The organism is Thalassomonas actiniarum (assembly GCF_000948975.2).
In the GTDB taxonomy this organism is placed as follows: domain Bacteria; phylum Pseudomonadota; class Gammaproteobacteria; order Enterobacterales; family Alteromonadaceae; genus Thalassomonas; species Thalassomonas actiniarum.
In genome coordinates this window covers 5,973,773-5,989,130 of sequence record NZ_CP059735.1, presented here as the reverse complement: position 1 = coordinate 5,989,130, position 15,358 = coordinate 5,973,773, and the positions used below count along the sequence as shown (strand labels likewise).

The window sequence follows — 15,358 nt, the reverse complement described above, 5'->3', positions numbered from 1 at the left end:
AATTGATATGCCTCTAACGACTAATGAAATATGGTTTTTGAGCTTATTAGGTGTGGGCTTTTCAGGGATTTTTATTTTCATCTGTTTTACTTTTTATTTGAAGTCTCACTGGCTACCTCTTGTTGAAGATATTCTTGATGGGCAAAGATTTTATTCTTTGAATATTTTTTTCGCAGGGTTAGGGGTTTTGCAATATGCAACCATCTTTTTGAGTAAACTCCATGCAAAGCGTTACGGCATGTTGGAAAAAAGAGAGCAAGTACCCAAAAAAGTTCAACGCTTATTTATTGCTGGTTTCTGCCTTTTTATTATTAGCGGTTTATTGATGTTTGGTGCTTCTATTTTCTTTGAAGAAGTGAAATAAATTAAGGGGATATTAGCTAACAGGGAGGTATCAATGAGCATTGAAGCCCTTGTGGATATATCGACGACATTGGGATTCATTTTAGGAGCCTGTTGGATCATTTTCGTGTTCTACCTAAAATCTAAGTGGTTACGATATGTTGAAGATATTCTTGAGGATGGCCGTCGCTGGTTTTCACTTAACATATTCTTGGCCGGGCATGGGGTATTGCATTATGGGACGATATTTTTCAGCAAGTTTCATGCAAAACGCTATGGCATGGCAGATAAGCGGAAGCTGGTGCCGATATATGTACAGAGACTTTTTATTTTTAGTTTATGTCTCTGCTTGTTGAGTGGAGTATTGATGTTTGCTTCTCCTGGTATTATTCACTTTTTTATGATTTCTAGTTAATGGGGCTCGCTATTATCAAGCTCATTCCCGTCATTAGCCTGGAGTCAAGTTAGGATAAGTGTAATCGCAGATGAAATTGAATATGAATCTAAAAATTACATTAATCATTTTATTGCTTGTGCTTTTAACTGGCTGCCCGTCTATTCGCTATTCAATTATTTCAAATAACTCTCAATCATCAATTTTCATTAGCTATCGTATTGAAGTCAATTTAGAGAGCCGTATAGACAATTCATGCCATATCATAGATGGTAATCGTTTACCTAAAATGACCAATCGTAACTTTCAAAAATTCAGTGATGGACGCGTCTGGGAAGATATTCCAAATTTAGAATATGATTTAGATACCTGTGAAATTTACTTTGCCCTTCCTGAAGGTTTTTCTGCTCAAGTTTATATAAATGACTTTTGTGAGTCTGATGTTGAAAAGTTTTCGAAGGTTTCAGGTAAAAAGCCTAGAATTTCAGAAGTTAAGATTGAAGGTGAAAATGGGAGCATTTCAGTTTCTGGTTGGGATGTCTCGAAAAAATTTAAAAGAGTTAATTCTGATTTTTGTATTTATGAATACAAGTAAAAAACTAAAGCCTATTTCGACAAAGAGGGTGTGGAAAGCCCTCCTTATTTCTGTTCCGTTTTACTCTAATTCAACGATATCTTTTCTTACGGCTATGCTCTGCTCGACCAGTAGCTGCCGACCTCTGATATCACTTAGCCACCAAGCCCTATCTTTTAAATGGCCTAATATTGAGGCCTGCCTGCTGGATAAGTCGAATGCGATTAAATTGTGATTTTCCGGGTTAACGCTGTAGACGACGCCCTGTCTGACCAAAAGGCTTTTCCCGTGAAGTTGTTCGAGTAACTCTTTTGGCTGATTCAAATCCTTAAGATGGCGTAACCACACCCGTGCTTGTTTATCGCCGTAAATCAATTGATCACCACTGATCCAGGCTTTTTTGACCTGGCTGGCATCCAGCGAGGTTAACTTTCCTGAGGCAAGATCATATTGAAACAGGCGGCGTATGGTATCGGTATTGGCAATAACCAACAGCTGTTCATCATGATACCAGTCCAGCACGTTCAACAGGGGGAGTTCGGTTGGTAGGGTTTGCGTCTCTCCTTTAGTTGAGATTAAGGTCAGTTGATCGTTTTGGATATATGCCAGCTGTTTGCCCCCGGGTGACCAGACGTAATGGCCTATGTTGCGATTATTGGCGGTAAAGGTGAGCTGGCTTGCTTGTCCGTTTTGCCATAGCCAGATTTGATCTGAGCCGGTTTGATCACTGATAAAGGCAATGATGTCGCCATGGGGCTGATATTGTGCCAAGCGCTCCGATGATGTCGTGCGGGCGAAACTGGGGTAAGGCTGATATTGCCGGTTAAAGCCGCCCGTCACTTGCTCCGACTGAGGCTCGTCCAGTAAAACTTGGGCGATATCGTGGTCGAACTGGCCGCGAATGGCCAGTATCTTGTTGGCATTCGGGTGAATATCAACACTGGAAATCCGGTTCTCGGGCACGACGATAGCTTCCAGTTCGCCATCGAGCGAGAGCTTTTGCGGGCCTGAATGGCTTGAGGTGACCAGGTAGTTACCCTGGGGGGCAAAGTTGGCTTCAAAGAACTGATAGTGACTCATGTGCTGCGGCTGTTTGATGATATTGCGCATCAGAGATTCACCTTGCAGTGAGACAATCTCAAGCACATTCTGCTGCTTTTCATTACGGCTGATCAGGGCAAAGCGCTGATGTTTGGCATCGTAATCAAAGTAATAAATAAAATCCCGCTCAGACTGGTAAAGGGGGCTCACCTGGCCATTACGTTCGTCAAAGTGCATTAACTGGTAGCGGCCGTGTTCAAACTGTAAAAAGGCATATTGGTTATTGCTTAATGCTTTTGGCGTTTCCAGCTTTTCGCCGCGGCATTGATGGCGCAGTAAAGGAGCTTGCGGTGCAGACAGGGCCGCGGCAAAGTCCAGGGTAGCAATATGCCAGCAGTCCTGAACTGGCTGCTGGGGTTGTATTGCCTGGCAGTTGTTACTTGAGGCAAATACCAGCTCCCTGCCGTCGGGGGTGAAACTGTGTCGGCCATATTGGCCCGGCATTGTGGTTAAGCGCAATTCTTTGCCGCTGGTTGCTTCTTTTGCCCAGAGGTGGTTTTCACAGGCATTGGTACGGCGGCTAAAGACAATGTAATTGCCATCGAGAGAGTACGTCGGATTTGCCTCATCCTGATCGCTTTGGGTCAGTTGGGTGATTTTGGTATAGCGGACACTCTCTTGCTTGTATTGCATCAGGTATGTGATCAGCACTAGCACCAGCAGCAGGGGCAATAAATATAAGACTTTGCTTGGCTTTTTTGCCTGGCGCTTCTGAGGTGCTTTGTCAGTGTCATCGGTTTTATCCGGGTGCCAATCTACCTCGGCCACCAGTTGATAGCCTATCCTTGGGTGGGTGGCGATAACTTTTTGTTGTTTGGCATCGTCACCCAAAGCCTTACGAAGGTGTGCGATGGCCCGTTGCAGCGCGTTTGGTGCAACCTCTACCCCCTGCCATATCTCAGCCATGATTTCACTGTGGGTGACCACTTCCCCCTGATTTTCAGCAAGCAGTCTCAATACCTGCAGCACTTTAGGTTCGGCTGAAAGTGTTTCTGTTGAACAGATGATCTGTGAGCGGGAGAGGTCAATTTTATATTGGCCTACGCGAAATAGCTTAGCTTTCATTCCATGAGATATTAACAGGGGAAGTGGCGACATTTTAGTCCGGGTACCCAAAGCTGTCGAGCACTTATTTGATTTCCTGCCTGTTGGCGATAAAGCCGTCAATATTTCACTGACATCAGCTATACATCAGCAATAAATCAGCTTTATCTACTTGTTAAGTATCGTTTTATTCTTCTAAATGTTTTGAGGGAAAACATGGGCGGGAGTGGACAGCTTTGCCCTTGGTTGAATAACAAGGGGGCAATGATGGCGGCATCCGGGTGTATTGACGAACTAAGCCTAAGCAGACAATGCCAGATGTTTATCTGCCAGACAGTAATTGCAGCACTTGTTAAAAAATGAAGGATTCATTTGGACCATAACGACTAATAATGAGGTTGAGGAAACCATGAACAGTAAAAAAAATATAAGCCTTTGGATAAAGGGAGCAGGGGGCAGGTTTAGCCGGTTATTTTATATTGCGGTGCTGGCTTTGACTTGTTTTGGCGCCAGTGCGCAACAGCCGGTTGAGCAGCTTATAGATAAAACCATCAAGGCTTATGGCAATGAGAAACTACTTGCCCTCGACACATTAAAGCTGATTGAAAGCTATCAGGAATTCGACTACGGACAAAGTGTCAGTCCGCAGGAGGTTGATCTTGCACCCGGCGTGTTTGAACTTTCGGTAGATTTCAAAAGTCGTCAAAAGAACTTCCAATGGGTAAGGGGAGATAAAGAGCATTTTTCTACGCGCCATTGGCTTTATGACGGCCGCCGGGGCTATCAAATTGGTCATGCATCAAAGTCACTAGCGGTCAGCGAAGGCAGTACTTTTTCCGGCCTTGACCGAGACTTTGGCCTGGTGCTCGATACCCTGGTGGTGAAATTGTTAGCCGAGAACCGGGATAGTGCCGCCTGGTTTGATGCTCCTGTGCTGAGCGGTCAGGCGGTGTCGTTCAAGGCCGGAGAGGATAAGGTTTTTACCCTTTATATTGATGAACAAACCGGCTATGTCATGCATATGACACGGCCCGGCTGGCAGCCGGGACAGTCGATCATCTATCACTTTTCAAACCACAGGCAGCAACAGGGGCTGGTGTATGCATCGGATACCTATATGACCGATGCCGGTGAGCCGAGTTATGTTACCCGTTCGCGAAAGGTGGAGTTTAACCCCGCGCTGGAGAAAGCCTTTGCCTTGCCTGAAGGTTACAGTGAACAAGCCAAAAGCCTGTCCTACCCGGATATGGTGGTGAAAAAGCTGGCGGAAAATGTCTACCTTGCCGGTAAGTCGTGGGGCTTTTCGGTTTTTATCGATGCAGGAGAGTACTTTATCGTTGCCGGTGGCTATAAGGGCTTAACCGAACGCTATCAGGCGGTTAAAGACTTTTCCGAAACAGATAAACCGGTTAAGTATCAAATTGTCAGTCATCACCATAATGACCACCTCAAAGGAATGGAAGAGGCTGCCCGGCTAGGGGCGAATTTTGTTACCGCTGCTGCCCATATTGCCTCCATTCGTGAGGCGGTTCCCGTCCCTTTGGCGGATGAGCGTTTTGTGCCGTATCAGGACTTTACCCGGTTGGCGCCTGGCCTGGTGAAGGTCTTTGACTTTCCCAACAGCCACGCGACCCATAATCTGTTGACCTATATTCCGGCTGCCAAGTTGCTGTTCAGTGCAGATCTTTATTTTTCGCGGCAACAAACCGGCGCCCCGGGCGGCTATGATGAACTTAAACGGCTCAGTGAGTTGTTGGCGGCGCAGGGGGCTAAGGTGAGTCAATATGCAGCGGCCCATAGCCCGAGAATTCTGACCGGCCAGGACTTTAACACCTCGCTGCAGACAATAGTAAAACCTGAGTGCCCAAAAAACTGGTTGAGCTGCCAAATCATATTGGCGCGTTAAACAAATGCCGGGCAGCCGAAGAAATTCGGCTGCTTTATCTTTTATTGTCAGCTTTTACCTCTTCTGTTGCATCCTTTCTGCTGATTCCCCGCTTATTTTATCGGCAATAATGGTTAAGCTCCTCAGGGGAACTTCACAATGCGAGTTATCGCAACAGCTATGCTAAAGGCTTAATAAAGTTGGCTGAAAAATACTTGTTTAGGGGAGTAAGGTCATAGATCATCTTTAGGCTAATATCCTCCACAAAGAGGGTGAACACAGGGAAAGTTTGCGCCGGAACAAGGTCGGAAAAAGCTCTTGGCGTTATTATAAAACCTCGGGCACTGCGGTGATAACCGGTAATGGTTGTCTGTGCAATACAAAGGTTATTTGTTGAAGACAGGTTTTCTTTAAGCTGCCAGTAGGGAAGGTGCAAAATATCATGGAAAAAATGTTTTGGTTAAAAGTCATTGTCGGCATGGTATCCGGGGTTGCGGTAGGCTTATTGCTGTCGCCGGATGCCCTGGGGTTAATTGAAAAAGATCTCGCCTATGCCATAGCTCCCTGGATTGCCCTGGTCGGCAATGTTTTCTTAGAATTGATCAAAATGATCGTGATCCCGCTGGTGATGAGTTCGATCATTATCGGCATTACCAGTGCCGGCGATACCGAAACATTGAAGGAGCTGGGACTTAGGATCGCCCCTTATTTTATCTTTACCACGGTAGTCGCGGTTGCTATCGGCATGTCGGTGTCCTTTTTGCTGCAGCCGGGGTTGTCGGTATCAACGGAGGTTTTGCGTTCGCTGCCGCCGGCGGTAGAGGTCAGCAAATCCGCCGAGGCCACTTTTACCACTTTGCCCGACATGATAGTCAAGCTTATCCCGGTCAATTCGGCGCAGGCTGAGCTTGACGGCAATATCCTGTTTTTTGTGATCTTGGCGGTCTTTATGGGGGTGGCGCTGATCAATATGAAACACAAAGATGCCCAGCCGTTATTGCAGTTATTCGCATCGCTGCAGGCTTTTGCCATGACCATAGTGGGCTGGACCATGAAACTGGCCCCTTATGCGGTGTTTGGTTTGTTGTGCAGTATCACCATTAAGGTGGGCCTGGATGCCATCGTATCTATGTTCTTTTATATTGCCACGGTTGTCCTTGGTTTGCTGGCGCTGCTGTGTTTTTATTTTATCGTCATATATGTCACTGCAGGCATTCCCCCCTGGCGCATGCTGTCTTTGGTGAAAGAAGTGCAGTTGATGGCCTTTTCAACCTCAAGCTCTGCGGCCGTGATGCCCCTGTCCATCGAAACGGCAGAAAACAAGTTAAAGGTGCCGCCGAGTATTTCCAAGTTTGTTATCCCTTTGGGCGCCACGGTGAATATGGACGGTACCGCGCTTTACCAGGTATGTGCGGCAATTTTCCTGACCCAGCTTTTTGGGGTTGATTTAAGCATTAATGAACTGCTGATGCTTTCTATTACCACGGTTGGTGCGTCAATCGGTGCGCCGAGTACGCCCGGGGTCGGCATAGTGATCCTGGCAACCATTTTGCAAAATATCGGGGTGCCGGTGGAAGGCATAGCGCTTATCCTGGGGGTGGATCGCATCTTGGATATGTGCAGGACAACAATAAATGTTACCGGCGATTTAACGGCTTCGATGGTCATGACACGCCTGGTGGGCCAGCGGGAAGTCGCAAGCAAGCCGCTAGAGGATGGTCAATTATGATCCCTGGTATCCTTTAATTTAAGGGGGCTGATGCTTGTTAATTGCCAATGATAAAGCGCCTTTAGTGCCGCCGATGATTATTTCGAAGCGGGAGCCTTGCAAAAGTGTTCAATAACAGGTTCGCTCACCTGAGCGCTTTTTCCTGACTCGCATGCCGTGAGGTAATCTCTATAGGCCGTATCATAAGCATGAATGTTATATTTTAGTTCCAGGTTGTTGGGGGCAAACGGAAGCAAACTCAGCTCTTTATTAAAGGCTTCATTATCAAAAAGGATAATATCCGTGCCGTGAGTTGCTACGGCTTTAACAAAATTAAATCTGCTCTCCAGGGATTTGAGCAGGAAGCTTTTTTTAGGATCCGTGAACCAGGTGGCGGGTTTGAGTAATTGCAGTGGTTGCTTATGGTACCAGCGGTGTTTTTTCTGCCATGTCCAGGTATTTCCGGGGCCCTTTTCATTACAGGGGTTGAGAGCCAGAACCGACTTTTGATAAGCAAATAGGGCAAGTTCAAATTGTGAAGCTTGGGTCAGGCAGCGCATTAATATTTTCCCGTTAATTGCGGACATATGAGGACTACTGATCTTGAGTATAGTTTACTGGCTCGTATGAACTTCGGGCATCAGGCGCTCTGAAGATTGCATTTAGCCCCTTGGTAGGAGCATGGGAAAAGGGCGGGGGAAGTTTCCATTTTCACGCGCAGAATGACGCTAAGTTTTATCCTGTTTTTTTATCGCTATCCGGTGCTAAAGCTGCCTTGGCCGAATGTAAACCATTACGGACAAATCCAGCGCCAGCCACTGTAAAAACAGCCAGCACCATTATTGCTTTAACCGCTAATAAGGTCTTTCATTAAGAGTGCCCATCCGGTCAACAAAGGAGCGCACAAAAACCAATATTGCCCATTCATTAATGGTCGCAACCCCTGAGTGTTCGCAGCACTCAGAGGTCGCTAACCACAACAAACTTCAAAGGAGTTCGTCATGGCTGAATATCATCATACGTCAGAGCCAGGCTCGGCAAAAGTAAAATATCCCATTTATCGGCAACTTACCGTAGTGGAAACCGTGTGCGAGTCGGCGGTGAAAGTCCGCGGCGTAGGCATTAACTATGCGCCGGTAAAGCTTGAGCCTTGTCTTGTGCTCAGGGGGAAATGGTTACACAAGGCCGGTTTTACCGTCGGCCAAAAGGTCAGCATTATTATCAATCAAGGGGAGATGAACATCAGGCTTAAGCAGGGGGATTAAACAAGTTATTGTTAACACCTGGGCTACTGTTTTTAAGTTGGCGCAGTAGCCTTATCGGTATTTTATCGTGCTGGCTATCCGCTTACAGGCAAAGGCACTTTACCTGTCCCGGAGAAAACAACAGCTATTGTTTTATTCTGCTAAAGCAGCCTTAAGCTCCGCCACTATCCTGGGGGAGCTGACTTCTGTTATTTCTATTTCAGCATCATCGTCATCGATGCCATCAATAAAGCGTAACAGCTGCCCGGCATCGTGGCCTGATTAAGTGGTAAGTATGTCGTTCATGCCAATATCGCCGCGTTTTGGCTTCCATGCCGTTACAGCATACTGTTCATCCTGAACATAAAGAGTCGGCTTATGTGCTTTTCTTAGGGGTTAAGGCCCTGAATAAACAGCCCTTTAAATCATCGCCATAAGTTTAGAGGAGCGGTCGCTGGTATCCCGGGTGACATGCTCTGACAACTCAACCACATTGCCAACCCCAGCCTGCACCTCCTGGGTAATACTGGATACCATATCGGCATTTTGGGCAATCTCGGCAGTAGTCATGGTTTGCTGCTCGGCAGTGGCGGCAATCGCCTGTATCTTAGCCACGACTTCATCGACACTGATAATAATATCCCCCAGGGAGCTGGCCGCCTTATTGGACATTTCCACGCCGTTCTCAATTTCACCGCCGCTTGCATTGATCAATACCACGGCATTGTCGGTTTCTTTACGCATGGTTTCTATGGCGCTTTCCACTTCCACCGTGGCACTGGTGGTACGGCTGGCAAGCTGGCGCACTTCATCTGCCACTACGGCAAAACCCCGTCCCTGCTCTCCGGCACGGGCCGCTTCAATGGCGGCATTAAGCGCCAGCAAATTGGTTTGCTCGGCAATGCCGCGGATCACACTGAGGATACTTTCAATTTCCTTGCTGTGTTCACTCACGGTGGCAATGGCACTGGCGCTGTTATCAAAGGCGACTTTAATGGCTTCCATATGGGTTAAGGTTTGCTTGACGACCTCTCCGCCGGATTGTGCCAGGTTTGCGGCGTCCGAGGCGCTTTGTGAAGCATCATTACAATTGCCGGAAACCTCTACCGATGAAGTGGAAAGCTCTTCAATCGCTGCGGCAATCTGTGCCATTTGCCCGACCTGATCTTCTATGCTTGACGCCATATCCCGGTTGGCACTGGAAATTTTATCGGTGCCTTTAGACGCATCTACCATAGAGTTTGCCGTTTGTTGTACCAGGGACTTTAAAGAACCAGACATCTTATTTACCGCAACGGTTAAGTTCGCCAGTTCATCTTGCCCTTTAATGGTCAATTCTTTACCTGTCATATCGCCATCGGCAATCTTTTCGGCACGTCCTAAAATCACCGCTAAGCGTTGCAGCAAGTCTTTGCTAAAGAGCAGTGCACAGGCTATCCCTACGGCCAGCGAAATCAGGGTCAGAATGACTAAATTGGTTTTTAATGCCTGCACCAGGCCGGCGGCTTGTTCGGTATCTGTTACTAGCAATTTCTCCTGGGAGGCTTTCATTTCATCCAGCAAGGTGAGAATTTTTTTCGCTGTCGGTGCCGCCTTGGTGCCGAGCCAGTGGTTCGCCTGATTCCAGTTCGGCGCACTGCGCAGGGCGAACATGTTTTCAGGCAAAGGAGCAAACTGCTGGCGGGTTTGTAAAAATTCCTGCCAATGCCCTTGCTGTGTTTCGGTAAATAATGTCTGTTGGCTGGCATTAATGGTCTTTACCCTGGCCTCATTTACCTGCCATTTTCCGTCAAAGTTTTCTTTGAATTTTTCATCGCCGGATAACAGGTAGGCCCGGATATTTGCCAGCCCCACGGCAAAGGAGCCCCGGGTATCGGCCAGATTTTTCAGCAGGCTTTTGCGTGCTGCAGTCGCCTTTAATTGGGATTCTTCATCAATAATGGCAGTGATACTGGCCAGCATGGCTCCGGCTTTAGGGGCGGCCTGGCTTAACAGTAAATTATAGGAGGGGATATTTTCACCGCTTTGGGCAATGTCTTCAATTTCCTGTTGCGCCTGTTTAAAAACCGCCAATTCTTGCCTGATAGCCTGCAAGCGCTTTACATTTTCCGGTACGGTCCAGTTTTTGGCTAATTGCTGAAACTGCTTTATCGACGCTTCTATTGTTTTCCAGGCTTCGGCACGGGCATTTATCATTAACTCGGCTTTAGCCGGATCTTTTCCCAGGATCATATAACCCCGCAATGCCGCCAGTGAAGCATTAATACCGTTAGTGACATCCTTACCCAAGAGCACGGTTTTCATTCTTAAATTTACCACCCGATCCTGAACTTTTTCATTATCGAGCACCAGGGTGTAGGTTACGCTACCAGAGATAACCATCAAGAATAAGATGACACCAAAAGAGAAGCTTAGTTTTTTACCAATAGATAATTTCATAGCTTTATCAACCTGTTAAAAATATAATTTCAGAATCAGCCAAACTTTTATCAAAAATACAACTCGGATTGATTTGATATAGCTTTTGCCCCCTCTATTTCATTTTCCTGCTCGATGCGATAACGGATACTGAGCAGGCTCTTTTTTGAAAGATAATAAAAGTTATAAGCGTCTTATCCCCCTTTAAAAATCAAGGACTTCTGGTTGGCGTTGATTCTTTTTCTTCTGCTCTTCCCTGGCGTGGACACGTGTGGTTTTTGGCGGTTAAGGATAAACATAATTTTCTCCTTCATATCGACAGATGGGAAATATAAGCGACATCAAGCAACCCCTGGATATTGTCCGCTTTTTCCGGGCGGGATATATAGTAGCCCTGCACTACGTCACAGCCAATCGAGCACAATTGCTGGCAATGCTCCTGTTCTTCCACCCCTTCGGCCACCACTTTTAGTCCCATCTTATGGGCCATATTGGTAATGGCCTGCACTATGTGGATGTCATCTTTGTGGTGATGCAGGTCTTTAATAAAGGAGCGATCGATCTTCAGGGTATCAACGGGCAGTGATTTAAGATAAGCAAAGGAAGAATAACCGGTACCGAAGTCGTCGATTGATATGCATACTTTACGTGCTTTCAATGCTTTAAGCATAGGGATGATCACATCCATATTTTGCATCATCATGTTTTCGGTTATTTCGATTTCCAGGCATTCTGCGGGCAGGTTATATTTTTTCAATGTTTTATCTATATCTTCCAGGAGCTTGCCATTATTGAAATGACCCGCCGATATGTTGACCGCAGTAGTGATCTTATACCCTTGTGTATGCCATAGCTTGGCTTGTCGACAGGCTTCATCGAGTACCCATTCGCTGAGCGGTAAAATCAAACCCGAAGCTTCTGCTGCCGGGATGAAGTTAATCGGCGATACTATGCCATGCTCCGGGTGTTGCCAGCGGATCAGTGCTTCGACTCCTTCAATCTCGGCGGTGGCCATATTGAGCTTAGGCTGGTAGGTTAAAAAGAATTCCTTTTTTTCCAAGGCATTGCGGATGTCAGATTCCAGTAATAATGAATCTTTTATTTGTTTGTTTATGTCTTCGTTGTAGAAGCAGAAGGAGCTGCGTGCTTCTTTTTCATTATGACGCAGGGCATCGCGGGCCCGTTCGATTAAATCAACCGGGGATTTTGAATCTCGCGGATAAACACTGACACCGACCTTAAGGTTGAGCGACAGGCTATGTTTATCAATATGCAGTGGACGTGCTAATTTTTCACGGATCATATTGATATAAAAAATAAATTCTCGTCCGGTGTCGGAAAATGGCACGATAAAGGCAAACTCATCGTTACATACCCGGTAAAGGCTGGTTTGATAACCTATGGCGCTATCGATGCGCTTGGCTATTTTTTGCAGAACAGTATCGCCAAAAGGAAAGCCAAATTCCTGGTTGATATAGGAAAAACTTTCGATATCAAGATAAATCAGGGCAACTTGCTTAGAAAAGTTGGCGGCATAGTGGCAGGTTTGTACCAGGCGATCCTCCAGCAGGTAGTGGTCGGGCAACCGGGTAAGGGCATCGTGGTTGGGCAGGTAATTTGTCAGCGAGCCTTCGGCTTTAAGGTCGGTTATATCGTTGTAGATTGCCAGATATTGAGTGCCTTCATTCTGGTTGCCCTCGACCAGTGCGATGGTTGACATAAACAGCAGCGCCTGACCGCTTTTGTTGCGGTTCCAGATTTCCCCCTGCCAAGATTTTTCTTCAAGCAGGGTTTCCCACATGTCCCGGTAGAATGCGGCATCGTGACGCTCCGAACGCAAAATTTTAATAGGACCGTCGAGTAACTCTTCTGCAGCGTAACCCATCAATTCGCAAAAGGCGCGGTTTACCCATTCAATCGTGCCCTGCTCATTGGTGATCACCATGCCTTCGGTGGCGTTTTCTAAAATGGTGTTGGCGATCATTAATTGCTGCTGTGCCCCCCGCAATTCGGTGATATCTTGCACCGTGGCAATTAAATGGCGGGTGCGGGTTTCTTCATCAATAAAATCTTCGCCATGATGGCGTATGGTTTTTTTATCACCGTTCTGGGTGGTTATTTTGTGCTCAATATCCCAAAAGGCAGGCTCTCCCTGCTGAAAGGAACGAATGGAGTTGTCGATCACTGTCCTGGCTTCCTGATCCACCTGGCTGAGCAGGCTGCTGAGCTGAGTGTTTTCGCTGTCGGTCAATCCCATCACCCGATAGCATTGGGCAGTAAAACCGGCCTGATTTTCCCTGTCGATCAGATCCCAGCTACCGACTCCTGCAACTTCCTGTGCCTTTTCCAGGCGATAACGTTCCAGGCTGAGCTCTGCTTTGCGTTGTTTAAGCTCGCGGAGCTGGCCATCTAATAATGACGATTGTTGTTTCAATTGTTGTTTTTGAGCATCCATCGCCAAGAATACCTTAACTTTACTTAGCAGTACTTCCTCTTCGATAGGCTTAAATAAAAAATCAACACCACCGGCGGCATAACCTTTGAACATATGCTGCTGGGCTTTACAAATGGCGGTGACAAAAATAATAGGGATATTGCGTGTGCGTTTGATGCTGCGGAACATCTCGGCGGTTTCATAGCCATCCATTCCGGGCATCTGCACGTCGAGCAAAATAATGGCAATATCCAGATCCAGGGACAGCTCCAGGGCTGCTTCGCCGGAACTGGCCTGGATAATGTCACAATCAAGGCTCTCAAGTGTGGCCTCTAATGCGATTAAATTTTCGGGTCGATCGTCGACAATTAATACCGATGCTTTGTTCATTTACTGCCTCCCGAGTTAGCTTTTCTGACAGAGACAGGCCCGCCCTTGGTATCAAACGAGACTAAATTATTCTCTGCCGGTGGTGTAAAAATGCTGAGCTTTTGTGGAATAATTAAGGTAAAACAACTGCCTTTGCCTGGCTCGCTGGCGACCGTGATATAACCTTCGAGCAGGGTTGCCATACGGTTACATACCGCGAGACCAAGTCCGACACCTTCGACTTTTCTGTTTACCGAAGCGTCGAGTTGGGTGAAATCCTGGAAGATCTGGTTGACGTCCTCAACCGCCATACCAATGCCGGTATCCTGCACCGACAAGTGAATAAAAGACTTGGCATCGGCCTGGCTATCATCGGGTCGGCACTCCTGAGTGACCTTGACAGTGATTTTGCCGGCATCGGTAAAGTTTATGGCGTTGGTGAGCAGATTGTTGACTATCTGGAACAGTTTAAATGGATCGCTGTGCACGGGTTCGCTCAGCAGTTTTGCCGAGATATCAATATTGATATCCAGCTTTTTGGCCAGCAGCGCCTGTTCACAAGGGACGATAACATTGCTGATCAGCTCTTCAATATAGAATTCGCTACATTTTACTTCCATGTCGCCGGCATCGATCTTCGCGATATCCAGGATGTTGTTGACTATGGCGAGCAGGCGGTCGGCCGCGGATGTAATTGTTTGGCAGTAGGTCAGTAATTTCGGGGTCTCTGTGATGCGGGGGTCGCAGGCAAGTTTTTTCGTTAGCAAGGTGATGCTGTTTAACGGTGAACGAAATTCATGCGAGATATTGGCGGTAAAGTCGCGCTTGTAGGCGTTCAATTGATGCAATTGACTGGTGCGTTGCTTTATTTTCGTGTCTTTTAGCGCTAACTCCCGACGCGCCTGGTTGATATTTTTAATAATTTCATCTTGCTCGGCAGGTGAGGCGAGATCTGCATTTAGCTGTCCCCGGCCCAGTGCGGTGACGCCGTCGCGTATGGTGGTTAAATAGACGCCCAGCGCCTGGTAATCTTGTGCCAGCCTGCCTATTTCATCATTTCCCTGATAATTAACCGTCGCAGCCAAATCGCCATTTTTTAACTGGCTGCTTGCTTGTTGCAGTTCACGCAGGGGATTGAGCAGCTTGCGGTATATTATTCTGTGGAGTAAAAATACCAGTAAAAGCAAGGCGGCAGCAATGATGGCGCTGGCCCGGTTCGCCTCCCGGTAGGCCGATTGCAAAGCCTTTTCAATCGGGATGCTGATTTCCAGCACACCCCTGAGATCGCCCAGCTGCCAATCGATTTTTGTTGAGTCCGGGTGGTTGTTGTGGCAATTAACACAAGTTTCACTGCGCATCAGGTCGGCAACACTGTATTGAAGCATGCGCTGGCCGTTTTGCCGGGTGAATTGGATGCGGGCTTTATCGGGGGAGGCTTCAAGCTGTTGCCAGGTTTGCAGCTCTGTTTCCGAGTGAATACCGCTTAATTGCCTGCGCCAGGGAAAAGGGTACGCGGAATATAGACGTATGTTGACATGTTCGATATTCAATGAATGGCTGATATCGTGCACCATGGTAGCCGGTAAAGGCACGACATGCTTGTCTGCACGGTGATCGTGGCTTATTTCCAGTCCCTGGCTTTGCACATCCTTAATGACGTTGGCGGTATAGTAGGCACGCAATTGAGTGAGTAGATTGCTCACTATTTTGGCATTGTCAATGCTGGTATTTTGCACCTGTTCGGTTGCTACCGAGATGATCAGTCGGTTGGCCATAACACTGACTAATAAGCCAAATAACAGTATCGGTAACAATAATCGCCAGAAAAGATTCATGGTTGCTCTC

At 47.0% G+C, this 15,358-nt stretch carries 11 protein-coding genes; 6 read left to right on the top strand and 5 right to left on the bottom strand.

Features of this window, described 5'->3' with window-relative positions; all coding sequences use genetic code 11:
* Positions 1-37 precede the first annotated feature (37 nt).
* The 3 genes from SG35_RS25925 to SG35_RS25915 all read left to right on the top strand — a co-directional run bounded on the left by SG35_RS25925 (position 38) and on the right by SG35_RS25915 (position 1,331).
* Positions 38-364, top strand: a complete 327-nt coding sequence (locus tag SG35_RS25925; protein WP_236702596.1) for a hypothetical protein — start codon at positions 38-40, stop codon at positions 362-364.
* Between the two features lie 33 nt (positions 365-397).
* On the top strand, positions 398-757 hold the full coding sequence (locus SG35_RS25920; protein WP_044833061.1) for a hypothetical protein: 360 nt from the start codon (positions 398-400) through the stop codon (positions 755-757).
* A gap of 82 nt (positions 758-839) precedes the next feature.
* Positions 840-1,331, top strand: coding sequence for a hypothetical protein (locus tag SG35_RS25915; protein ID WP_152646634.1), 492 nt, complete (start codon positions 840-842; stop codon positions 1,329-1,331).
* Between the two features lie 60 nt (positions 1,332-1,391).
* Here SG35_RS25915 and SG35_RS25910 read toward each other — a convergent pair whose 3' ends face one another.
* Positions 1,392-3,476 (bottom strand): winged helix-turn-helix domain-containing protein, encoded by a 2,085-nt coding sequence (locus SG35_RS25910; RefSeq protein WP_044833059.1) that lies wholly within the window; start codon positions 3,474-3,476, stop codon positions 1,392-1,394.
* 388 nt (positions 3,477-3,864) lie between these two features.
* Here SG35_RS25910 and SG35_RS25905 point away from each other — a divergent pair, with 388 nt between their 5' ends.
* Together SG35_RS25905 and SG35_RS25900 are read left to right on the top strand one after the other, a co-directional pair.
* Complete coding sequence (locus SG35_RS25905) at positions 3,865-5,361, top strand: MBL fold metallo-hydrolase (RefSeq protein ID WP_152646632.1); 1,497 nt, start codon at positions 3,865-3,867, stop codon at positions 5,359-5,361.
* Between the two features lie 421 nt (positions 5,362-5,782).
* Complete coding sequence (locus SG35_RS25900) at positions 5,783-7,069, top strand: dicarboxylate/amino acid:cation symporter (RefSeq protein WP_044833057.1); 1,287 nt, start codon at positions 5,783-5,785, stop codon at positions 7,067-7,069.
* A gap of 77 nt (positions 7,070-7,146) precedes the next feature.
* Here SG35_RS25900 and SG35_RS25895 read toward each other — a convergent pair whose 3' ends face one another.
* A complete protein-coding gene (locus tag SG35_RS25895; RefSeq protein WP_152646631.1) occupies positions 7,147-7,635 on the bottom strand; it encodes a hypothetical protein in 489 nt (162 codons plus the stop codon).
* A 414-nt stretch (positions 7,636-8,049) separates the two neighbouring features.
* Between SG35_RS25895 and SG35_RS25890 the strand changes: the two genes are divergently transcribed.
* Entirely contained in the window at positions 8,050-8,313 is a 264-nt protein-coding gene (locus SG35_RS25890; RefSeq protein WP_044833055.1) for a SymE family type I addiction module toxin, read from the top strand.
* A gap of 399 nt (positions 8,314-8,712) precedes the next feature.
* On the opposite strand, the gene SG35_RS25885 is transcribed toward SG35_RS25890, so the two are convergent.
* The 3 genes from SG35_RS25885 to SG35_RS25875 form a co-directional block, all read right to left on the bottom strand.
* A complete protein-coding gene (locus SG35_RS25885; protein WP_044833054.1) occupies positions 8,713-10,731 on the bottom strand; it encodes a HAMP domain-containing methyl-accepting chemotaxis protein in 2,019 nt (672 codons plus the stop codon).
* 289 nt (positions 10,732-11,020) lie between these two features.
* Positions 11,021-13,534, bottom strand: coding sequence for an EAL domain-containing protein (locus SG35_RS25880; RefSeq protein WP_044833053.1), 2,514 nt, complete (start codon positions 13,532-13,534; stop codon positions 11,021-11,023).
* Positions 13,531-15,348 (bottom strand): ATP-binding protein, encoded by a 1,818-nt coding sequence (locus SG35_RS25875; RefSeq protein ID WP_044833052.1) that lies wholly within the window; start codon positions 15,346-15,348, stop codon positions 13,531-13,533. The genes SG35_RS25880 and SG35_RS25875 overlap by 4 nt, the downstream gene beginning before the upstream one ends.
* Between the last annotated feature and the right edge of the window lie 10 nt (positions 15,349-15,358).

What these genes read in the sequence shown, in the direction of transcription:
- SG35_RS25900 (WP_044833057.1), top strand. Translation starts at nt 5,783, where the DNA reads ATGGAAAAAATGTTTTGGTTAAAAGTCATTGTCGGCATGGTATCCGGG.
- SG35_RS25895 (WP_152646631.1), bottom strand. Translation starts at nt 7,635, where the DNA reads ATGTCCGCAATTAACGGGAAAATATTAATGCGCTGCCTGACCCAAGCT.
- SG35_RS25915 (WP_152646634.1), top strand. Translation starts at nt 840, where the DNA reads ATGAATCTAAAAATTACATTAATCATTTTATTGCTTGTGCTTTTAACT.
- SG35_RS25920 (WP_044833061.1), top strand. Translation starts at nt 398, where the DNA reads ATGAGCATTGAAGCCCTTGTGGATATATCGACGACATTGGGATTCATT.
- SG35_RS25910 (WP_044833059.1), bottom strand. Translation starts at nt 3,476, where the DNA reads ATGAAAGCTAAGCTATTTCGCGTAGGCCAATATAAAATTGACCTCTCC.
- SG35_RS25875 (WP_044833052.1), bottom strand. Translation starts at nt 15,348, where the DNA reads ATGAATCTTTTCTGGCGATTATTGTTACCGATACTGTTATTTGGCTTA.
- SG35_RS25890 (WP_044833055.1), top strand. Translation starts at nt 8,050, where the DNA reads ATGGCTGAATATCATCATACGTCAGAGCCAGGCTCGGCAAAAGTAAAA.
- SG35_RS25905 (WP_152646632.1), top strand. Translation starts at nt 3,865, where the DNA reads ATGAACAGTAAAAAAAATATAAGCCTTTGGATAAAGGGAGCAGGGGGC.
- SG35_RS25885 (WP_044833054.1), bottom strand. Translation starts at nt 10,731, where the DNA reads ATGAAATTATCTATTGGTAAAAAACTAAGCTTCTCTTTTGGTGTCATC.
- SG35_RS25880 (WP_044833053.1), bottom strand. Translation starts at nt 13,534, where the DNA reads ATGAACAAAGCATCGGTATTAATTGTCGACGATCGACCCGAAAATTTA.